Origin of the sequence: Pseudidiomarina donghaiensis, assembly GCF_900116895.1 — a bacterium.
Taxonomy (GTDB): Bacteria; Pseudomonadota; Gammaproteobacteria; order Enterobacterales; family Alteromonadaceae; genus Pseudidiomarina; species Pseudidiomarina donghaiensis.
The window spans coordinates 472,826-495,985 of record NZ_FPCF01000001.1 but is presented as its reverse complement, the minus strand read 5'-3'; the positions used below and the strand labels follow the sequence as shown (position 1 = coordinate 495,985).

At 49.2% G+C, this 23,160-nt stretch carries 12 protein-coding genes; 4 read left to right on the top strand and 8 right to left on the bottom strand.

What is annotated here, in order from left to right; translation table 11 throughout:
• Window positions 1-3: 3 nt before the first annotated feature.
• On the top strand, window positions 4-984 hold the full coding sequence (locus tag BM334_RS02330; RefSeq protein ID WP_092837362.1) for a class I SAM-dependent methyltransferase: 981 nt from the start codon (window positions 4-6) through the stop codon (window positions 982-984).
• A gap of 159 nt (window positions 985-1,143) precedes the next feature.
• Here the strand turns inward: BM334_RS02330 and BM334_RS02325 are convergent, their stop codons facing one another.
• The 5 genes from BM334_RS02325 to BM334_RS02305 all read right to left on the bottom strand — a co-directional run bounded on the left by BM334_RS02325 (window position 1,144) and on the right by BM334_RS02305 (window position 8,877).
• Entirely contained in the window at window positions 1,144-3,840 is a 2,697-nt protein-coding gene (locus BM334_RS02325; RefSeq protein WP_092837359.1) for a TonB-dependent receptor plug domain-containing protein, read from the bottom strand.
• Window positions 3,841-4,104: 264 nt separating this feature from the next.
• Window positions 4,105-4,686, bottom strand: a complete 582-nt coding sequence (locus tag BM334_RS02320) for a 3'-5' exonuclease (RefSeq protein ID WP_092837356.1) — start codon at window positions 4,684-4,686, stop codon at window positions 4,105-4,107.
• Window positions 4,687-6,735: a DUF294 nucleotidyltransferase-like domain-containing protein gene (locus tag BM334_RS02315; protein ID WP_241970886.1), complete on the bottom strand. Its 2,049-nt coding sequence runs from the start codon at window positions 6,733-6,735 to the stop codon at window positions 4,687-4,689. It lies immediately after the preceding gene.
• Between the two features lie 148 nt (window positions 6,736-6,883).
• Window positions 6,884-8,599: a sodium:solute symporter family protein gene (locus tag BM334_RS02310; protein WP_092837353.1), complete on the bottom strand. Its 1,716-nt coding sequence runs from the start codon at window positions 8,597-8,599 to the stop codon at window positions 6,884-6,886.
• A gap of 11 nt (window positions 8,600-8,610) precedes the next feature.
• Window positions 8,611-8,877 (bottom strand): DUF4212 domain-containing protein, encoded by a 267-nt coding sequence (locus BM334_RS02305; RefSeq protein ID WP_055438440.1) that lies wholly within the window; start codon window positions 8,875-8,877, stop codon window positions 8,611-8,613.
• A gap of 381 nt (window positions 8,878-9,258) precedes the next feature.
• Between BM334_RS02305 and BM334_RS02300 the strand changes: the two genes are divergently transcribed.
• The 3 genes from BM334_RS02300 to BM334_RS02290 are packed head-to-tail and all read left to right on the top strand — an operon-like array spanning window position 9,259 to window position 14,361.
• A complete protein-coding gene (locus tag BM334_RS02300; RefSeq protein WP_092837350.1) occupies window positions 9,259-10,581 on the top strand; it encodes a type II toxin-antitoxin system HipA family toxin in 1,323 nt (440 codons plus the stop codon).
• Entirely contained in the window at window positions 10,578-10,892 is a 315-nt protein-coding gene (locus BM334_RS02295) for a helix-turn-helix domain-containing protein (protein WP_092837346.1), read from the top strand. The genes BM334_RS02300 and BM334_RS02295 overlap by 4 nt, the downstream gene beginning before the upstream one ends.
• 16 nt (window positions 10,893-10,908) lie before the next feature.
• A complete protein-coding gene (locus BM334_RS02290; protein ID WP_092837343.1) occupies window positions 10,909-14,361 on the top strand; it encodes a PAS domain-containing hybrid sensor histidine kinase/response regulator in 3,453 nt (1,150 codons plus the stop codon).
• 116 nt (window positions 14,362-14,477) lie between these two features.
• On the opposite strand, the gene BM334_RS02285 is transcribed toward BM334_RS02290, so the two are convergent.
• The 3 genes from BM334_RS02285 to BM334_RS12905 form a co-directional block, all read right to left on the bottom strand.
• On the bottom strand, window positions 14,478-14,951 hold the full coding sequence (locus BM334_RS02285; protein ID WP_126801812.1) for a hypothetical protein: 474 nt from the start codon (window positions 14,949-14,951) through the stop codon (window positions 14,478-14,480).
• Window positions 14,952-15,049: 98 nt separating this feature from the next.
• Window positions 15,050-18,997 (bottom strand): S8 family serine peptidase, encoded by a 3,948-nt coding sequence (locus tag BM334_RS02280; protein WP_092837336.1) that lies wholly within the window; start codon window positions 18,995-18,997, stop codon window positions 15,050-15,052.
• 195 nt (window positions 18,998-19,192) lie between these two features.
• The gene (locus BM334_RS12905) at window positions 19,193-23,155 is read right to left on the bottom strand and encodes a S8 family serine peptidase (protein WP_092837333.1); all 3,963 of its coding nucleotides are present in this window, start codon (window positions 23,153-23,155) and stop codon (window positions 19,193-19,195) included.
• Between the last annotated feature and the right edge of the window lie 5 nt (window positions 23,156-23,160).

The following is a 23,160-nucleotide window of genomic DNA, read 5'->3' as shown; positions in this document are numbered from 1 at the left end:
AACATGGAACATTGGAGTAAATACTGGCAGTACAGCGGAGTTCTCAACAGCTTCGCTGAAGGCCAAGCTAGCAGCGGTTATACCGGTGCCCTAAAGCAACATTGGGATGCATTTTTTACATCCCTTCCTGCCGAAGCTGCTATTGTCGACATTGGCACGGGTAACGGTGCGTTGGCATTGTTAGCTCACGATTACAGCAAAACTGAAACCAAAGACTTTAATATTCACGGTATCGACGCGGCGAAAATTGATCCAGCCGCAAGCTTACAGAAGCAGTCACCCGCACTGGCAAAAAAACTCAAAACAATTCAGTTTCACAGCGAAACCCCAATTGAAAAAGCACCGTTCAAAACGGCGACCGTTGATGCCTATATTAGTCAGTTCGGTTTTGAATACGCCGATCGTAAAGATGCCATCAAAGTCATTATCGATACCCTTAAAGATAACGGACAAGCACACTTTATTGTGCACAATAGTTCTAGCAGCCTAGTTAAAAGCTCGCAGGCTGGTATTGAGGTTATCGAAAGTGTTTTAAATGACTCACCATTGTTCCAACTTTCCGACCTTTATATTGACCTTGCAAGCCAAGCGATTCCGCAATTAGGTGACAAGGGCTGGCAAGAATTTAGCCATCAAAAAATACTGGCACAAAGCATTCAATGGATGATGCGTGAACTGCAAGAAAAGTTCAGCAAACCAGAACAACAAGTTTGGGTGACAGACATTGTACGTCGCATTGCCCGCACTTTAGAGCGCGTTGCCGGTAATACCATCGAAGACTGCGTTAAACAGTTAGCTTATGAATATCATTCAGTAAACGATCACAAACAGCGATTAATTGATCAAAACAACGCGGCCTTTGCCAAGAAAGACATTACGGCATTACAGAAGCAAGTTGAGAAGCTCGGTGCTAAGTTCAGCGCTGAAGAGTTCAAGCTTGACGATGACAAGTTCGGTTGGGCTGTGACTGTTGCCAAAGGTTAACTGTTAAAAGCAAATACGATATTGGATATTGGAAAAGGCTCCTTGTGGAGCCTTTTTTTGCTTTGAATACTAGTTCATATTTTGATTATCACAAACGAAAAAGCCCGCGGCGAACCGCGGGCTTTTAAATAACTTAGCTTATCGCTAACTCAAGCGTTCTTAGAATACTTGAGTGTAACGGAAGTAAGTGATACGACCGTAGTCATCGTACAAGTCGAAGTTGTAGTCACGACCGCCGTATGGAGTTAACTGTGGCAGTTTCTCGAACGCGTTCTGCATACCTAAGGTGATGCGACCGTTCCAAGAAGTTGCGTAGTTAGCTTGGAAATCGTGAGTTACATAAGTACCCCAGTGACCGTTGCGCTCATCCATTGCAGCGTTAGTTACACAGTTGTTACCAACTGCTTCATAACCGATACCACACTGTGCTTGGTCACCGATGATGTTCATGTTCCAAACAAATGAGAAGTCAGAAACAGTCCACAAGTTCTCGATGTTTGCACGGTACTCAGGCAAGCCTGGGTCACCCATGAAGTTACGGCCGCCGTCTAGGCTGTAGTCGTTGGTGTAACTTACAGTTACGTTAGTTTGCAATGCACCAATTGAACCGAAGTCAAAGTTAGTACGTGCGTTCAAGTCGATACCGTCAGTTTCTACGTAACCTTCGTTACCGTAACCTGCGTCAACACGAGTGATCACGTTGTTAGTTGGGTTACGAGTTACACCCAAACCAGCTGGAATGAATTCTTGCGCAGCTTCACGAGCCAAGATAGTGCTTGGGCCGTAGTACTGAATACGGTTGTCGATTTCGATTGACCAGTAGTCAACAGTCATGTTCAACCAATCAGTAGGCTGGTAAGCAACACCTAAAGCGTACTGAGTAGACTGCTCTGACTCAAGGTTCGGGTTAGACTGAATGTAAGTGTCTACCTGAACTGGGCAAGAACCTAATACCGCACAAGTATCAGCGTCGTTTACAGATACTGCAGAGAACGAAGTCTTAGCAGTCAAGATATCCAGTGACGGAGCACGGAAACCTTCACCGTATGAACCACGGAATACTAAGCCGTCAGTTGGTTCCCAACGGAAAGATACTTTAGGCGAGAAATCGTTACCGTAGTCTGAGTATTTGTCGTAACGACCTGCGAAGTTCAATTCAAAGTCCATAGTTACTGGAACTAATACTTCGAAGAACGCAGACTTAACAGTACGGTCGCCGCCCGCAGAGTTACCTGCAGAACCACCAATTTGACCAGCTTCTGACAATGAGTCGTATTGGTCAACGTAAGTTTCTTTACGGTACTCAGCACCAACGAACGCTTGGATAACACCAGCGTCAGTTTCTGCCACGTCGAATGACGCGTTCAAGTATGCTTCGTCTTGGTCAAACTTAGAGATACGCGAAATAGTCGCTTTCATTGCATTCAGAACGTCGTCTGAGTTGTTCGTTGGGTTCTGAATGTCATAACCGTAACGACAGTTCACAGCGTCGAACGAGCCATCGCCACAGTAACCTGGGTTAAAGTTTGAGATGTAGTCGTTAGCAGTTGAACGAACGATGTAGTTATAACCGATATCGTAAGTTTTGTTGCGGTTACGACGTAAACCGAAGTCAAGCTCGATGTCACCAATGAAGCCTGAACCACCAACCAACAAGTCAGTGTTTTCGTTGTTTACGAAACCATCACGGTTACCAAGTGAAGCATAACGGTGATATGAGTCAACCCACTCAGGACCATTACCGAAAGAACCACCGTTAGCAGGGTCGAATGCAACTGCGTTAGGGTTGTTTACGGTGTCATAGAACCAAGCATCTGGGTTGGTTGGGTTGTTATAGCTATCTGGAGCGATTTCAGCCCAATCTGGAACTGGCGCATAACGACCGAAAGATTCAGTTTTAGCGATAGTTGCAGTCGCGTAAACTTTCCAGTTGTTGTTGATGCGGTGTTCACCTTTCAAGTACAAAGACTCGTTCGCTGAAGACGCTTCGTTCGCGTTAGTCGCGTTAAAGTTGTACTGGCAACGCTCGCGGCCACCGATAGTGGTGTCAATGTAGTTTGGCTCACGACAGCCGTTAGGGATTTCAGTGAACACGCCGTAGTTTGACCAAGGTGTCCAGTTGTTACCGTATACTGATGAACCTTGACCAGCATATGGGAAATCACGATAGAAAATGATGTCACGTTGGTTCCAAGATACACCACCTAACAATGAGGTGTTTGCATCAGCAGCACCAAAAGTGATAGTACCGTTCTCACGGTCACCGCCTTCTTCTGGGTAGCTTACTTGACCAGCGCCAACGCTGATTTCAGCGCCGCTGTAGTCTTTACGAGTTACGATGTTGATTACACCACCGATCGCGTCAGAACCGTACACCGCAGATGCACCGTCAGACAAGATTTCGATACGCTCAACAGCACCGATTGGAATGGTGTTCAAATCTTGAGTTGAACCGGTAGAAGGTGACTTAGGAAGACGACGACCGTCTACAAGTACCAACGTACGGTCAGCACCCAAACCACGCATATCGATAGACGCAGTACCCTGCGCTGAGCTACCAGATTGCGGACGGAATGAACCGAATGAGTTAAAAGTAGTACCACGTAGTACGTCAGTTACAGACAAGTCACCAGAAAGCTCGATAGCTTCACGGTCGATAACTGTCAAAGGTACCGCACCTTCAAGGTCAGTACGTTTAATACGTGAACCGGTTACCTGAATACGCTCTTGCGCTTCTTCAGCTTGTGCTTCCTCTGACTGGTCTTGCGCTGCTGCAGTACCAGTGAACGCAAGTGAAGCTCCACCGAACATTAGCGCTAAGCGTACAGACTTAGCTAATTTGTTATTAGTATACATATCTTCTCCCTGGACCACTTTTTAAGTGATTTACTAGGTTTAAAATCGGCACGTGAACGCTTTCGTGCTCGTTCCGACCGAGGCTTATGAAACGTTAACATTACATAAACACCAATCGATCAGTACTCGATACTAATCAAAAACAGTCGGCTCGGCAACCTACGAAACCAACAAAATTACAGTTTTTTGTATTTTTTTCGTCAAAACAGGGAACTTTTTTGGATAATTGGTATAACCAACGTCATATTTGCTAAAAATTAGCGGTTATTTATAGCGTTGAGCCAGCATTAACTCGCCACAGGCTATGGCGTCACTAAAGGCATGGTGGGCATTATACTCAGGCAACCCATAACGGGTTCGGCAGGCATTTAATGTCAGCTCGCCGCGAGCAATATGATGTTGATGGCGTTTAAGGCGTTGGGCCTCGTAAGCAAGCGTGTCAAAGCGCGCCAAGGGTTCTAATTTTATCCCGTGTTGCTTCGCTGCCTGCTTCAGAAAACCCCAGTCCAGCCGAATATAATGACAAACCAAGACATTATCTTTTAGTACTTTAGCTAACTCTCGCAGTACTTCTACTGGCTCAGTGGGGTCAATAAAGTCTTTGCTAACCAAGCCATGCACCACCGGCGATTGTTTCAGCTCGGTTTGGTCATGCTTAATTAAGTAATAACGGCCACTGGCGTAGTCTATTACTGGCGGCTTAATAACCACCCATGCCACCGCCAGCAATTGATCAGAGTGCGGATCAAGGCCACTACTTTCTACGTCCAGCGCCACATAAGTATGCTCGGTCCAAGGTTTTTTCTGTTGCAACCAGCGCTTAAGCCAGCGTTTCAGGTTTCCCATTTACCCTACCCGACCAAATTTCAAACCAACGCCTTGTTGGCATTCTTTGATAATACGAAACGCCGTTTTAAGTTGTCGCCGCGTTAACGTGCTGAGCTCATCGGGGTCGAGAGCATTTTGCGGCTTATCGGAGCCCCAAGTGTCTAGCTGGTGCTGTAAGCGCAACTGGGTTAAAAACTGCCACGCTTCAGCTAAGCTCTGGTTATCTTTACGATTTAGCAAATTGCTGCCGCGCAGTTGCTCCAGTCGCTGTAAAGTTTGTGGGACAGTTAGCCCAGCTTGCAGCGAATAAATTCGCACAATATCGTTAATCAACGCGATGCCGTAGCGCTTAATGTTGATTAAATCGCTGTCCTTTCCTGACTCGGTGCCACGAAAACGATTAAATAACCCCAACGGCACCTGCACACTCACCTGCAGTCGCGCTAAGTTGCCCAAGAAAAAGTCTTTTTGCCCCAACTGCGCCACTTCGTCACGGTAACGTTGGTACAAACGCTTATTGCCGTGCACCATGCGCGAATCAAAAAATATTTGGCAGTACATGAGCGCTTTGGGCGTGGGGTTTTGAGTCCAGTTTTCAAAGCGTTCAAGCCAACCATCAAGGGTACGACGGCAATCAGGGTTAGACGCCATAATATCGCCCGGGCACAGCGGAATACCGCACTCATTAAGGCCAGTGCACACGTACTCGCCTAGCCCTTTAAACCACTCAAGTTGCTGCTCATTTAAACCATTACCAAGCAACAAACCGTTATCTTGGTCCGAGCTTAGCACTTGGTCCTCTCGCCCTTGCGAGCCAAATGCTATCCAACAATAAGCACCGGGAGCCACGCCGTGCTCCTCCTCGTATAACTTAATGAGCTTGCGGCTCATGCTGTCAGTTAATGATGCCAACAAGCGGCCAACCATGGTCGTATCGCGCACCCGCGCCGCAAAGGTTTGCATGTAAGCCGGAATTTGTCGCGCTTCGGTAATGAGCTGCTCGCGTGACTCGGCTTTATTGAGCGCACTAATTAACATCACCGGCTCACTGCGCTGTTGCCGCATTAAATCCGTGTTGGTAATCATGCCTAAGGGTTGCTGATTATCATCGACCACCGGCAAATGGTGAATATCGTGCTGCGTCATCATCGCCAGCGCATCCATGAGCGTCTGCCGCGCCTGCACCGTGGCCGGCGCCTGCGTCATCACCGCATTCACCTGCAACTCATACGACAAGCCCTGCGCCACCACCCGATTGCGCAAATCACGGTCGGTCAATATGCCGCTAATTCGCAGAGAGGGGGGCAGACCCTGGTCCGGACCTTGGTCCGAACCAGGGTCTGGAGCGGGGGCCGCCCCCTCCTCTACCAAAATAATAGATGACACCTTTTCATCGCGCATGCGCTCAGCCGCTTCACGAATAGTTGCGGTAATGGGCATGGTGACTGGTTTGCGCGCCACCACCTCACCAACGGTTAACTCCAACGGCTCGTAGCCCGGCCCTGAGCTTGGGTAGCCCGGCGTTTTCTCTGAAACTGACGGCCGAGACGCGCCAGCGGTTATTCCCCCCACTGCTGCGGTGCTACCATTAACAGCAGCTGCGGTGCTACCATTAACAGCAGCTGCACTGCTACCCGGCGTAGAACGCCGGGCTACTTCACCCAACAGCCGCTGCCCGTGGGCACGAATAAAGTATTGTTCAAACGCCCGCACTGCTTGGCGCAACGTATCAAACATCTGCGCCGACACAATATAAATAATGCCGTCTTCAATCACTTGCAGCTTATTCACCACCGGCCGACCACTTAACAGCGACGGAAACCCAAACAAATCATGCGACTCAAGCCGCTCAATCAAATGTCCATCCGGCGCCAGCAAGTCAAACCCGCCCGAGCGCACAATATATAAAGCCGGGCTATGTTGCTTGAACAAGTCACTCACGTTGTGCTCGTTCACATAGGCCGCTTTTATATTTTGTGCCACCCACTGCCGCTGCTCGCCGCTGAGTTCGTCAAACGGTGGACAGTCAATTAAAAAGCGCTGTACCTCAGTAAATTCCGGCTGCATGTATAAAACCTTAAAAGCGTTATTCGTTAGTCGTGCGCTTCGCTGTTGGTCCGCGCTACGCGCTCTTCGTAAAACCTCGAACAACGAAGTGTACGAACCACGAACAGCGCAGCGTACGAAAAAGCCCGGCGAAAGCCGGGCTTGTAAACTAGTGGCCTGTCGCCCCACCCGCACCACGCGGATAACGAATCGACTCCACCAAATCTTGCGTATCTTGCGGCGCATCGCCCGTTAACTTATGCACAACATAAGCCACAATGAAGTTCAGCACCATACCTACAGTACCAATACCTTCAGGCGAAATACCAAATAGCCAGTTGGCCGCCGAGTTAGCGTCTGGGTTCACAAACTTGAAGTAAATAATATACGCCAAGGTAAAGATGATACCCACTAACATACCGGCAATGGCACCCGTGCTATTCATACGCTTGTAGAAAATACCCAGAATAATTGCAGGGAAGAAGCTCGCTGCGGCTAAGCCGAACGCGAAGGCGACCACCTGCGCCACGAAGCCGGGCGGATTAATACCAAACCACGTTGACAAGGCAATCGCAATTGCCGCCGCCACCCGGGCCCACATCAGCTCCTGTTTGTCGGTAATATTCGGGGTTAAGGTTCGTTTCAACAAGTCATGGGACACTGAAGTTGAAATAACCAGTAGCAAGCCTGCCGAAGTTGATAACGCCGCAGCTACGCCACCCGCTGCAACTAACGCCACAACCCACGCCGGTAAGTCAGCAATTTCAGGGTTCGCTAGAACCATGATGTCACGGTCAACCGTCATTTCGTTGCGCTCGTCACCCGAGTAGAACATTTTGCCGTCACCGTTCTCATCTTCCCACTTGATCAAGCCGGTTTTCTCCCAGTTCTTAATCCAGTCTGGCGCAGCTTCATATTCTACACCTTGCAAGTCTGGACCGTTCACGGTGTTGATCAGATTCACTTTGGCAAAGCCAGCAATAGAAGGCGCAGTTAGGTAAACCACTGAAATGAACACTAATGCCCAACCCGCAGACAAGCGCGCATCGCTTACTTTAGGTACGGTGAAGAAGCGTACAATAACGTGTGGCAAACCAGCGGTACCTACCATTAACGCGCAGGTAATTGCGAACACGTCAATTTTCGACTTAATGCCAGAGGTATACGCCGCTAGCCCGAGCTCTTCGGACAGCCCATCAAGCCTTGCCAGCAAATATTGCCCCTCACCTGCAACACCATCGGTAATAGTCGCACCAAACCCTGTTTGCGGCAGAATGTGGCCGGTCATTTGGAACGAAATAAAGATAGCTGGCACCAAATAAGCAAATGCCAATACGCAATATTGCGCAACCTGGGTGTAGGTAATGCCCTTCATGCCGCCCAATACGGTGTAGAAGAACACGATAACGGCACCAATGAAGACACCGGTGGCAATATCAACTTCTAAGAAGCGCGAGAACACCACGCCCACACCACGCATTTGGCCTGCAATGTAGGTGAACGAGATCAAAATCGCACAAATAACCGCAATAGTACGGGCCGTTTGTGAGTAATAACGGTCACCAATAAAGTCTGGCACGGTGAACTTACCAAATTTACGTAAGTACGGCGCCAAGCATAGAGCCAGTAGTACATAACCACCAGTCCAACCCATCAGGTACACGCTGCCGTCATAACCAGCAAACGCGATAATACCCGCCATTGAAATAAACGACGCAGCAGACATCCAGTCGGCGGCTGTTGCCATACCGTTCATTACTGGGTGTACGCCACCACTAGCTACATAAAAGTCAGACGTCGAGCCCGCCCGCGACCAAATTGCAATAGCAATATAAAGTGCGAAGGTTAAGCCGACGATAATAAACGTTAACGTTTGAATATCCATGTTCCCGGCCCCTATTCTTCGTGCACTTCATATTTGTTATCCAGCGCCGCCATGCGTTTCACATACACGAAAATCAAGATAACAAAGGTGATAATTGAGCCCTGCTGAGCAAACCAAAAGCCCAGCTTAAAGCCGAAGAAAGTGAACTGGTTCAACACGTCCACCAAGAGAATGCCAAAGCCATACGACACAATAAACCACACCGCTAGGAGCTTCAGCACCAAGCTAATGTTATCGCGCCAGTAGGCTTTTGCGAGTTCTTCGCTTTTGAAAGCCATACGCCCTCCAAGTTGTTCTGTTGTTGTTTGTTATTAGTGATTGGTTCTTATAGAGAATCACCTATGCAATCTAGTCTTGTATGGTCAATACAGGAAATAAGACATTGGTCGTACGAAGCGCAAAAGCGTTATTCGTTATTCGTTAGTCGTTATTCGTGCGCTGCGCTGTTGGTCCGCACTTCGCGCTATTCGCAAAACCAGCTTCGAACAGTGAGGCGACAGCCGAACGGACGAACAGCGAAGCGTACGAACAGGGAAACGCACGAATAACGGAACCAAACACCCGCAAAAAAGCCAAAAAATAGATAATTACGGAATCAAACTACTGGATTTATCAAAAATAAGGAACTAAACTACCGTTACAAATAAAAGGAATGCGCCATGCATATGCAAACTTTCGTCAACGGTAACTGGCATACAGCGGCCAAAATCAATTTCAAACCAACTGGAACCATTGGTATTAGCTATTTACCTGAGTACCTTGCGAACTCGCATGTACCATACGAGTCACGTGCCGAATTCGCGACCTCTGTAAATACTCCTGTGAGTGCTATCGAAAGTGAATACCCACGGTGGCCCGCTCTATTTGATGATTTGTTACCCGTTGGCAAGGCACGTACATGGTGGATAAATAATTTAGGCATTCAACACAGTGAACCTGAACAAATTAACCGCCTACTACTTGAACATGCTGTGCTCGCGCCAATAGGTAATTTGCGCATTAAAGAAGCCTTTGAGAACTTACCTCCACAACAGACACTAACGTTCGAAATTGCACAGGTCGCCGCTTTAGAATATGACTTTCTGGAGTTCGCTAGCAGCCAAGGCGCTACAGTAGGTGGGGCAACCGGCGCGCATGGCGTAGCACCAAAACTATTATTAAATGTTAATGACGAAGGCAAGGTGCTTATCGACCCTGATTTTGCTGGGCGGCCAAATCAAGCTCAGCCCTACCTCGTCAAATTCGCCCGTAATAATCGTAGTGTCACGGATAACAACATTCTCAAGGCAGAATACTCGTATTATTGCGTGTTAAATAATTTACTACGCGACACCGCCATACCAACCTTGAACGCCGAGCATATTATGCTGCATGTCGATCCCGCTAGCGATCAGGCTAGCTTGTGGCTACCTCGGTTTGACGTTTATGAAGGCGATGGTGTACTACATCGTGTCGGTGTTGAAAGTATTTACTCAATTCTTGATGTCAGTGCCGGCGCAAGTTGCAATCATTTTAATGTCATCAACGAACTGCTCAATCGGCTCAACGGGTTACTCAACATAAGTGACGAGCAGTTTGTAACCGAATACGTTATACGCGACATGCTGAACGTTATTTTTGGCAATTCGGATAATCACGGCAGAAATATCTCGTTTATCAAGCGTAACGGTGTTGTCACGTACGCACCTATTTATGACTTCGCCCCCATGAAGGCAGACCCAGAAGTTATCACTCGCTTATTTAAATGGGGCGCTCCCTATGAAGTCGGGGCGTCAATTAATTATCCAGCCATTGCCCAGCAGCTTAAACAATATGTCGCCCCAGAAAAACTCATGGCCGAGCTTAACGCCATAGCGACCAAACTACTTAATTTACCGGAGCAATTAGAAACTGCGGGCTGCCCTGAGCAAATCATACAAATGCCAATTATGGGCTTTCATTTTCTAGAGCAACGTCTAACTACCATGGGATTACTATCATGAAATCGTTATCACATGAGCAGCGCAGTACCATTCAGAATAAAATAATTGAGCAGCTCCAGCGCTATGAAATAAGCTTAGGCGAGGCCGTAAAAATTATTCGCACGGAAATATACGGCTTTACCCAAATAGAATTCGCACAACTTTGTCGCATATCAGACAAAACCGTACGTGACATTGAAAACGGCCGTACCGACCCCCGCCTGTCAATTATCGAGCGCATGCTAAATATGGGCGGCTTAGGTCTTGTCGCGGCCCCCAAAATCAATTACGTTCGTTCAGCAAACCCGTTAGAAAACACGAATAACGAATAACGAACTTGGTGTTCAAATGACCTTACTGCTCATACTTGCCTCTTTGGCCTACATAGCCACCCTATTTGCCGTCGCGCACTGGGGCGATAAACCCAATTCATGGGCCAACCGCATTAGCTATAAGCCAATTATTTACAGTATGAGCCTCGCTATTTACTGCACCAGCTGGACCTACTACGGTGCCGTGGGTAATGCCGCTAGCGGCGGCTGGGCCTATATTCCCATTTTGCTCGGGCCATTCTTGTTATTCGTATTCGCGCTACCGCTGGTTGAAAAGCTTGTTAGCGTCTCCAAACAGCAGAATATAACCTCGATAGCCGACTTTATTGCCAGCCGCTATGGCAAACGCCAACGTTTGGCGCTGTTCGTAACACTTATCGCCGCGTTAGCGACAATTCCCTACATAGCTTTGCAACTTAAAGCCGTGGGTTTAACCTTTGTGGTGCTCACCGAAAACACCTCGGCACTCACGCAGTTTTCCATTAACGAACTGGTGGCAGCAGCCATTATGGCGGTGTTCGCCATGCTGTTCGGCACGCGCCATATCGAGGTGACCGAATACCGCAACGGCATGATTTTGGCCATTGCTTTTGAGTCGGCAGTGAAGCTAGTCGCGCTGCTCGCCGCGGCCGTATTTGCTTACCTACTGTTCAGTGAAGCGTCGCCAACCAGCATGTGGCAGCAACTTAGTCACCCAACCAGCAAAGCCTGGAGCTGGGAAGCGCTCACCGAATTTGACTTTATTGTGCAAACCTTTATGGCGGCAGGCGTTATTCTATGTCTGCCACGACAGTTTCACGTAGCTGTCGTTGATAACGTCAACGTCAACCACTTAAAAACCGCCCGCTGGGGCTTTCCACTGTACTTAGTGTTAATAGCTGCGGCCATTGTGCCCATTGCCTTAAGCGGCAGCTTGTTTTTGGGCGGTGTCGACGGCGACACCTACGCCCTGCGTCTGCCTCTTTTACATGACCAAACCTGGCTTGCGGTGTTTATTTACATCGGTGGTTTTTCCGCCGCTACCGCCATGGTTATCATCGCCTCGGTAACCTTAAGCACCATGGTTACCAACGACGTGATCATGCCGATTATTTTACAACGTCGCAGCAGTTTACCCACCAGCTTTCCCACCGGATTCCAACGGCGACTATTGCTCATTCGCCGCGTTGCTATCGCGATTATTTTATTGCTCAGCTACCTTTGCTATTACTTCTGGGCAGCCGGCACCGGCTTAGTCAGCATCGGCTTACTCGCCTTTTCTGTGGTTCTGCAGTTATTACCGGCGGTACTGGGTGGCTTGTACTGGCGCCGCGGCCACGCACGTGGCGTTTACGTAGGCTTGGGAACTGGCTTAATTGCATGGCTATTTGCCGTGGCGGTGCCAATGTACCTACCGCACGACAGCACTGACACTAGCATTATTACCCAAGGCACAGTGATTAGCCTAGCGGTGAACACTGCGTTTTACATCATATTCTCGCTAATGGCTCAGCCGCGCCTGATTGATCGCATTCAAGCAACGGCATTTGTCAAACCGCGCTCACGGGTGCAAGAGCACACCGTCGGCCGGCACCATCAGGCCACCAACGGCGACATGATGTTACTACTGCAGACCTTTGTCGGAGAGCAACGCACGGCCCAATTGCTCGACTACTTTGCCGAGTCACAAGGCAACAACACCAGCCATACCAATAAAGAAGACGTCGCCTCGCGTGAATTCATTGACTACGTAGAACGGGTACTCACCGGGGTGCTGGGCGCTGCAACAGCGCGGTCACTGGTAGAAGCAGCACTGCGCGACAGGCGCTTGCACCTAGAAGAAGTGGTGCACTTTTTTGACGACACCACCCAGGCCTTGCAAACCCAGCAATCAATCTTGTTTAGCTCGCTTGAAAACCTGGCTCAGGGCATTAGTGTGGTTGACGCCGAGCTGCGTTTAGTGGCATGGAACAAGCGTTACTTAGACCTATTTAATTACCCCGACGGCATGGTCAAGCCGGGCCAGCCCATAGCCACTTTAATTCGTTATAACGCCGAGCGCGGCGAATGTGGCCCGGGCGAAATTGAAGAGCTTGTTGCCAAGCGCTTGAAGCACATGCAGGTGGGCTCGCCGCACCGCTTTATTCGTCGCCGTGGTGACGGCCGCGTGATCGAAATGGTGGGTAACCCGCTTCCCAACGGCGGCTTTGTAACCTCATTCACCGACATTACTGAACACGTAGAAACTCAGCAGGCGCTAGAAGAAGCCAACATAGACCTAGAGCAGCGCATTAATATACGGCAGAAGAAAATTCGAGAAATCAACAACGAGCTCACCGAAGAAATTGATCGCCGTCGCACCGTTGAAGTTGAACTAAAAAAGGCCAAGCAAGAAGCCGAAGAAGCCAATGCGTCAAAAACCCGCTTTTTGGCGCTAGCCAGCCACGATATTTTGCAACCGCTTAACGCCGCACGCTTGTATTTGTCGGCGATGGACGAGCAAACATTAAGCCCCAACAATTTGCAACTAACCCAAAAATTAGACACGGCATTAGCCTCAACAGAACACTTGCTAAGCACCTTGCTACAAATTGCTAAAATGGACCAAGGCGCATTACAACCGCGCTTTAGGCATGTGCGACTAAGCTCCGTGCTACAGCCGTTACTGCATGAATATAGCGTGCTGGCAGAGCAGCGTGGCATTAACCTTAAGGCTCGTATTCATGACGGCGTGGTGTACACCGACCCAACGTATTTGCGCCGTATTGTGCAAAACTTTTTGTCTAACGCGGTAAAATACAACCGCGACAACGGCAAGGTCTTACTCGGCGTACGCCGCCGTGGTGACTACTTGCTGATAGCCGTGTATGACACTGGGCTTGGTATTACTGCCCAGCAACGGCATCGCATTTTTGATGCATTTTACCGCGGCTCCAACACCCGCGTTGAAGGCGTTGGGCTAGGTTTAAGTGTCGCCAAGCGTATGAGTGAACAATTACATTGCGAGCTGCGCCTGCAAACCGTTGAAGGCTCGGGTAGTTGCTTCTCGGTACAAGTACCTTTAGGCAACGAAGCCCAAGTACACGAAAAGCCAGCACAGCCAAACACCAGTGATTTACACCAAGGCTTAACCATGGTGTGTGTGGACGACGATCAAGAAAATCTCAACGCCATGCGCGCACTGTTAGAAAAGTGGGGCTGTACCGTCGAAACCTTTACCAGCAGCGCCACCGCGCTTGAATACGCCGCAACCCACCCGCGTCCAACCGGCATTTTATTAGACTACCAACTAGGCGACGACGAACACGATGGCTTAAGCCTCGCTCAAGAATTGCGGAAGTTATGGGGGGATAATTTGTCTGGCGCCTTAGTTACCGCCATGAATGACGACGGCGTGCGCAGCCGCGCACGCGCCGAACAACTGCATTTCTTGGCCAAGCCGGTTAAACCAGCCGCCCTGAAGTCACTGCTGAAATACCTTGACCGGTAGCCCGGCCGTGTTTTGTCAAAAAGTACGCCGGGTAGGGCTCAGCCCTGTTAATGTTTGAGCTTTGGTCATGTGGCGAGTATGACCTCGCTGCGCTCGTCCCGGCGTAGAACGCCGGGCTACATCGTATTCGTTGGTAGCGCGCGGCAAATGCCGCCATTAAGGTCGAGTACCGGCTCAGGAATCACCTCACAGGTGCCCATTTCGCCAGTTTCTTGAATATGCTCAATGCGCAGCTTCGTGTACTCACTCACCAACTGCTTTAACGCCGACTCATCAGTTACCTGCAATGAATAGGCAATATAGTACTCAGGGCCGCCACAAGCGCGCTTGCCCACCGCAATCATGCGACACTGGTCAAGACTGTCAGCACGAGCAATACCAACCATCGAGCGAATTTGGTTATCGAGCGAACGCAAGCGCGCATCGCGTGATCCGTCTTCAACAGGGTTCATGGTCTGCTCCTTGGCGCTAATATCGGTATCAACCTCGTTCAGCGCATCTGTGTTCACATTTTCTTTATCGACACAGCCAGCAACCGTCAAAGCAACTGCAACAGCCATGCTTACAACAGACAATCCCTTAACATTCATGCTTATACCCTCACGTAAAAAAAAACGGCGATAGGTCTATCCTATCGCCGTTTGCATCAAAATAACAGTATCTTAACGTTTACATTGTCATCGCGCGATTATACTGCGCGGCGGCGCAACCATACTAAAGGCAGACCTAACAATACAAACAACCAACCGAACGCACTGCTGTCTTTCTTCACGATAGTGACAGTGTGCTGCGACTGCACAGTTTCAATACCATCAGAAACTGTTAACAAGAACGTCGCTTCAGAAGTTGCGTCAACACGTGGCGCAGTAAAGCTTGCTACCGCAGTGTTGGCGTTCGCCAATGAAATGGTTGGGCCATCAATCAATTGCCATTGATAGGTCAAGGTATCGCCGTCAGCATCGCTAGAAGCACTTGCGTCTAAGCTAACTGAAGCATCAACGTTTACTGAAGACGGTGCAGTCACGCTTACCGAAGGTGCAGCATTGGTAATCGAGATAGACACAGTGTTTTCAGTTGAAACACCACCATTCTCGTCAACCACACGGTAGGTAAAGCTATCAGTACCGGTCCAGCCAGCTGGCGTAGTGTACGTTGCCACCATACCATCAAAGCTTACTGTACCGTTTTCTGCAGCAGTTACCGTTTCAACACTTAGCGTGCCTGTTGGGTTCACGTGCATAGGTAATACAGCGTCGTACGACAACTCACCAGAGCTAACATTCAGCATGGTTAAGAACTCGCGTCCTTGTTCACCCACAGCGTCAGTTAAGTCAATGGTCAGGGCGCGCGAGTGGCTGCCTTCAGCCGCAACTGCTGCAACATCACCAAAGGTTGCAACGTTCGCTGCTAAGTCAACTTGTACCGTACCGTTAGCGCCTTCTTCAATCAACGCACCGTAACTACCGCCGTTGGCCGGATAAGCACCGTCATAACCGTAGAATACAGTTGAACCTACAGTACCCGTGGTATCTTCGATACCGATCGCTGCACCCCAGTACGGAGTTTCAGTACCAGTTTCGATGTAATTGTAGTACACCTCGTTAGTACCTAAACGGAACCAAGCATTAAAGGTATAACGTTCACCGTTGTCTGCTTCTGGGTAATCCGGACTATTCCATGCAAGCGCGTTGTACCACTCCAGAATTAAGTAGCTATCGCTACCTGCATTAACCAAGGCATAACGCATTTCACCTTCGCCGGCGTTAAACTGGAAGTCTGACCACAATGGTGCAACAACGCCGTCAGTACCGTCTACTTCTGGCATAAAACCAGGCATAAATGGTGTCATTGAACGCTGTTCGCCAATTTCAACGAAACCATTGCTCCACATATGCAGCATGGTGTGCGAAGTGCCACCCATGTTCCACACATCGCCAACAGCGGTTAGGTCAATCGTGAGGTAAGTTTCATCACAGCCTTCCACACATACTTTGTTGTGGGGAATACCGTAAACCGCTTGCAAGGTATCTAAGCCTAAACCAGCAAATGGGAATGAACCCGCGGCGCTAAACACAGCCGCTTCGTCAGCTGACTTCTCTTGCGTACCTACCCAAGTAAATGAGCGGGCTTCAGCGTTGTATTCAGACGAAGTTGGGGTGCTTAGCTCTTCAGTGACCATCAATGACGACTCGTCAATAACGAACAATTCATCAGTTGGGTATTGTACTGAAAGCGTCACTTCTTCACCGGTACCACCAAGGCCAGCTATAGCCGACATGGTGAAATCAGTACCTGCCAACAACTCGCCCGCAGTTACGCCTGCAGCAATAATTGTTGAGTCTTCTGAAAGCGCAGTATAAACCGCAACAGGCAATACAGCATCAGCATAAGTACCGTTTGCGTCGGTGAAAGTAACGTGACCGAACTGCCAGCCTTCACCAGCAAGTGCGCCGTTAATTTCCATTTCAAACGTACCAGTACCACCAGCTTCTAACGCTAACGACTCAGTGAAAGTTGCACTTACACTTGGGTTGTTAAACGCAACAGAAACCTGCCAGTTTGCGTCTGCACCCCCAAGGTTAGTGGCCGTGCGTGTAAAGGTACAAGTGTTCACACACATGTTATTAGCAAATGAAGCGCGGTCGAAAGTAACACCGGTATTCATTGCCGTCGGCATTTCAAGACGACCAGCACCCACATCAAATGGGTCAGCAGGTGTTTCACCGTCTTCTTTCAAAATACCGCCTTTAGAAGAAGTCATCAAAATAGACTTCACTTGCTGTGGCGTTAAGTCATTGTCATAGCCAGCAATAACCAATGCCGCAGCACCAGCTACATGTGGGCCAGCCATTGAAGTACCGCTCATCATCGCTAAACCTGGACCAGGCGCCGCAGACAAGATATCGCTACCTGGCGCTGCAATTTCTGGTTTCAAGAACGAAGAATCACCGTTCGGGCCACGCGAGCTGAAGTCGGACATAATGTCGACTGCTGCTTCGTTAATTTCGCGGAAGTTTGGATTAATAGAGGCTTGCATGCCTGCTTCCCAAGCTTCTTCAATGGCCAGGCCATCCGCTTGCAGAATAGACACACCCGGCAAGGTTGCCGCGCCCATGCTCATAATGATGATGCCTTCAGCATTGTTGTATAACACCATGCCTACAGCGCCAGCCGCTTGAACCGTGTTGGCTTTCTGTTCAAACGAACAAGAACCGCGACTAACCATTGCGATTTTGCCTGCAAATGCATCGGCTTCAAACGCGTTACAAGCTTCAATGTTGGTGTCATCAACTTGTGACGCAGGCAACAGTTCAGCAGTAATGGCTTCATTCACTTGGAAGTTACCGTTACCCATGTTCGCGGCAATTGGGTCAAAGCCAGTGACTTCAAGCTCGTTACCAAAAACACGACCCGTTTGCGTACTTGCAACAGTAATGGTTTCTTCAATACAACCTGGGCAACCAACGGTAACCGGGCCTGGGCCAGAGTTACCAGCAGAAGTAACGGTAACCACACCCATTTCGTCTAACGACTGCATAATGCTGGTGTAGTAGCTGTTGGCTGGAGAACCACCAGCACCGCCGCCCCACGAGTTGTTAATCACGTCTGCGCCGTCTTCCGCTGCATTTTCAAGCGCTTCGGCCAAACTTAAGGTTAAGCCAGAACCACGGCCATCAACGGTTTGCCATAACGCTTTGTACACCATCAAGTTAGCACCAGGTGCGACACCTGAGAAGTTCATCGCTACGCCATTATAAGTTGCGCTAACTGGGTTACCGACAGCTGTACCCGCTACGTGAGTACCGTGACCGTTCATGTCCCATGGCGAGTCCATGAATTCATCTGGGTGCACCGAGCTACCCGCTTCATAAAAACGTGCCACGGCAATCTTGTCGTTACACACGTCAGGGTTTACTTCACACCAGTCAGCACCCACTTCGCCTGCAACTGTAACAGGGTCGTGACCATTGTCAGCAAACATGGGGTGATCAAAAGTGATACCGGTATCAATAACGGCAACATTCACACCTTTACCAGCAGCTGCTTGGCCACCGAGCTGTTGCCAAGCTTCAGCTGTACCGATAAGGTCGTTTGAAGCGTCCATATTCACATAAACAACGCTGTCTTCGTGAACCGCTTTAACGCCTGGCACGCCACGCAAACGCTGCTTCAAGTCACCGCCATGATACTCAACAATCACACCGTTAAACGTCAGCGTTAAACTCGCTTTTTCTTCAAGGTCAGGAATACGCTTTTTCACCTCAGACATCACTAAGCTTTGACGCTTAGCCAAATAGTCCGCGTATGACTCTACCTTGCGCGAGTTAATGTCAAGGCGTTGTTGCCCTGTCGCTTTCGCAGAAGTAGCTTCAAAGCCCGCAATACCACCTTTATAAGTGGCCACTGCCGGCTCAACAAATTCAATTAAGAAACGAGTAGGTTGAAATGCTTCACGTTGTAAGCCGCCTTGAACTTTTCGTGGAACCTTGTTCAGATTACGTTCCGCAGTTTGCTCAACCGCTTGAAGTTTAGCATCAACCGCTTGTAGCTCTTGTGCCACGGCAGCCGACATCGTAGTTGCAGCAGCAACCGCGACAGCGAGTGTGGACCAACGAGCTTTTAGAGTTGTTTTCATTGCTCTTCCCTTGTGTCTGTTAATTACAATGGCAGCTTGTACAGTTGTACAAATGCACCGTACGAATTTACCACATAAAATTTACGAAAGAAGCTATTTTGTTACTCAGGTGTAACAAAATATTTCAGACACAAAAAAGCGGCAGGGTTACTGCCGCTTTTGCTTTTTATAACAGTTAGTTATTTAGTTTTTCGGCTATGCGAAGCGTCGACGCAACCAAACCAACGGTAATGCCAACAGGGTAAACAACCAGCCAAAGCTGCTTGAGCTACTTGATGTTGGTGTTTCCGGCTCAGGTTCAGGCTCGGCTTCAGATGCTGTTAACGTAACCGACACAGAAGCTTCAGCTTCCGCCGCACCATCTGACGCTGTCACAGTAAACGTCACTGTACTTTCGTCATCTAGTTGCGGAACCGTGAAGCTAGCTGTCGCGCTCGCCGCACCAGTCAGTTCAACCTCTGGGCCAGCAGTTTGTACCCAGGTATAGGTTAGGTTGTCTTCATCAGCATCGGTACCTGTTGCTTCAAGCTCAACCGTATCACCGCCGTCAGCCGACTCAGGACCTGCAGCCGTAACTTCAGGTGCCGTATTAGTCACCGTAACGGCAATGGTGTTGGTACCAGAAACCTGGCCATCTGCATCCACCGCGCGATAACTAAAGCTATCTTCACCGACAAAGCCAGCATTTGGCGTGTAGCTTGCCACTAAGCCGTCAAAAGTTACACTACCGTTTTCAGGCGCTGCTACCACTTCGCCTTGTAGCGCACCGTTTGGCGCAATGCGAATTGGCAATACAGCTTCCGCTATTTCACTTCCGCTTTCTGCGCTCATCATCGTAGTGAAACTACGCTGTGGGCTACCTACAGCTTCAGTCACATCAATCGTCACTGCACGGCTATGTAAACCTTCACCGCTAGCACCACCAATGTCACCAAAGTCAGCCACTTGTGCAGTTGCATTAACAACTACTGAGGCCGTGGTTCCTGGTATATAAGCAAGTGCTGTGGTTGAGGCATCCGTTGGTGGGTTCAAACTGTCAAAGCTTACTGAACCACCGTCAGAACCATCAAGGTTCTCCATGCCCATAATGGTGCCATACGGGGCATCACCTTGAGCCACATCAAGCAAGTTCACGTAGACGTTTTCAGTGTCTAATTCAAACCACACGTTAAAGGTAAACGCTGGGCCTGTTGGGTCATTCCATTCACGTACTTGGAACCACTCAAGAATCAAGTAGGTTGACGTTTCGTCACCGACCAGCGCATAGCGCATTTCGCCATCTTCAGCAAAGATTTCGAAATCATTCCAGAATGCAGCAACAATACCATTAGGATCAGATGGATTCGGCAAATCTTGCGTTATAAAAGTATATAACGCGCCGCCTGGACCAAATTCAACCACACCGTTTTCCCACATGTGAATATCGGTATAGGCTTCGCCACCAAACTCCCACGTGTAATCAACAGCGCTAAGATCTAATGATAAAACCGTTTCATCACAGCCTTCAACACAAGCACTCTCGTAGCTAAAGTCCGGAATTGATGCAGCCAAATCATCAAGGCTAAGATTCGCATACGGGAAGCTTGCGCTTGCGTCCGTCATGGTCACTTCACCTGGAACGTCAGTTTGCGTACCCACCCATGTAAAGCTGCGGGTTTCTGCGTCAAATTCACTGCTCGTGGCGGTGCTGCCGGTTTCAACCACAGCGACCGAATCTGCATCGAGCACAAAGGCTTCATCAGTCGGATATTGCGCGGTTAAAGTCACTTCTTCGCCGGTGTAACCCATGGCGTTAATAATGCTCGTAACCATGTCTTCACCGGTGGTTGCGCTACCTTCGGTAATGCCACCGGTTAATGCGCCGGTATCCGTAGACAATGCAGTGTAAACCGCAATTGGCATCTTCACATCAGCATAAGTACCACTTGCTTCAGTTAACGTTAAGGTACCGAAATTCCAGCCCTCGGCCGCGTATGTACCGTCAATCGTTACACTCAAATCAGCGCTACCGTTCGCATCAACTGAAATTGAGCTGGCGAAATCAGCACTCATGTTCGGGTCAACAAAGCTTACCGAAGCATTCCACTCGGTTGCTTCATCTGCCAAGCTAGTGACTGTGCGGTCAAAACTACAGGTGCTAATACAAATCGGGTTAGCAAACGATGCCACATCAACGGTGAGTGCGGTATTCATCGCAGTCGCCATATCTAAACGGCCAGCACCGATATCAAAGGCATCAGCGGCGGTTTCGCCGTCTTCCTTCTTGATATTGGTATTTGCTGAGGTCATCAGAATAGACTTAACCTGCTGCGGAACTAAATCACCGTTATTAGCAATAACTAACGCCGCCGCACCTGCAACATGTGGGCCGGCCATTGAAGTACCACTCATCTCGGCAAAGCCTTGACCTGGTGCTGCAGATAAAATATCAGACCCTGGCGCTGCAATTTCCGGCTTAAGCATAGACGGATCGCCGTTCGGACCACGTGAACTAAAGTCCGACATGATGTCCACATTGGCGGCCACATTTTCAATAAAGTTCGGCTGAATAGTGGCCTGCATGCCTTCTTCCCAAGCTTCTTCGATAGCTAAGCCATCAGCTTGCAGAATAGACACACCGGGTAGGGTCGCCGCCCCCATGTTCATAATAATCACGCCATCTTCGTTGTTATAAAGCACCATACCAACCGCGCCAGCGGCCTGCACAGTATTAGCTTTTTGCTCAAACGAACAGGTTCCGCGTGAAACCAAAGCAATTTTACCGTCAAATGCACCAGCCTCAAACGCTGTACATGCCTCGATATTAGCTTCATCTAGTTGCGCGGCAGGTAATAAGTCAGCAGTAATAGGTTCTACTAATTCAAAGTTGCCGTTACCTAAACGTGCTGGCGCGTTGCCATAGCCGGTAACGTCAACTTCATTCGCAAATACGCGACCGGTTTGGGTGCTGGCAACAGTAATGGTTTCTTCAATACAGCCTGGGCAGCCCACGGTTGTTGCACCTGGGCCTGAGTTACCAGCCGAAGTCACAGTGACCACGCCCATTTCATCCAACGATTCCATGATGCTTTTATAAGGGCTGCTTGATGGTGAGCCACCAGCGCCACCGCCCCATGAATTGTTGATGACATCTGCACCATCTGCTGCAGCGGCTTCAAGCGCCGACGCCAAGCTTGACGTTAAGCCCGAGCCGCGACCATCAGCCGTCATCCACAAGGCTTTATAAACCAACAAGTTAGAACCTGGTGCAACACCTGAGAAATTCAATGCGATGCCGTTGTAAGTAACACTCACAGGGTTACCTACCGAGGTACCTGCAACGTGAGTACCATGCCCATTCATATCCATTGGCGAGTCCATAAACTCGTCTGGATGCACGCTGCTTGGCGCAGGGAAATAACGAGCCACAGCCAGTTTGTCATTACAAACTCCGGCGTTGGTTGCACAGTAGTCGTCAGTAACACCCAAGTCCGGTGCATCGTGACCGTTGTCGGTAAACATCGGGTGCGCAAAATCAATACCGGTGTCAATAACTGCAACATTAACGCCACTACCTGCAGACGCTTGCCCGCCAAGCACTTGCCACGCTTCTGACGCATTGATGAGATCATTTGACGCGTCCATATCGACATAATAAAGCTCGTCTTCATAAACCGCTTTTACGCCATCAATTTGCATCAAACGCTTTTTGAACTCGGCCGGTGACAAGCTGCCACCATTGTAATTCACAATCGCCCCGTTAAAGGTCAACGTTAATTGGCGTTCGGTTTGAATGCCTGGCACTGAACGTTGAATTGCGCCCAAGGTTTGGCGTTGCTGGTTTAGCAAAAACGCGCTATATGACTGAACCGGCTGCGCTTTAACATCAAGCTGCTTAGCTCCAGTTGCTTGCGCAGACGTTGCAGCCAAACCCGGCAACCCACCACGATAGGTCGCTACAGGCGCATTATCGAACTCAATAATGTAACGAGAAAGTTGCGCACGTTGGTTGGCTTGTTTGATTGCTTGTTTGTTCTTGACCGTAGCGGCCACTTGCTCGACCGCTTTAAGCTTACCTTCAACTGGAGTCAGTTGTTGAGCCGCCACAGCGGTCATTCCGGTAAGTCCCGCGGCAACAGCCACGGCGATGGTCGATAGTCGACTACTTGTTGTTATCATTATAC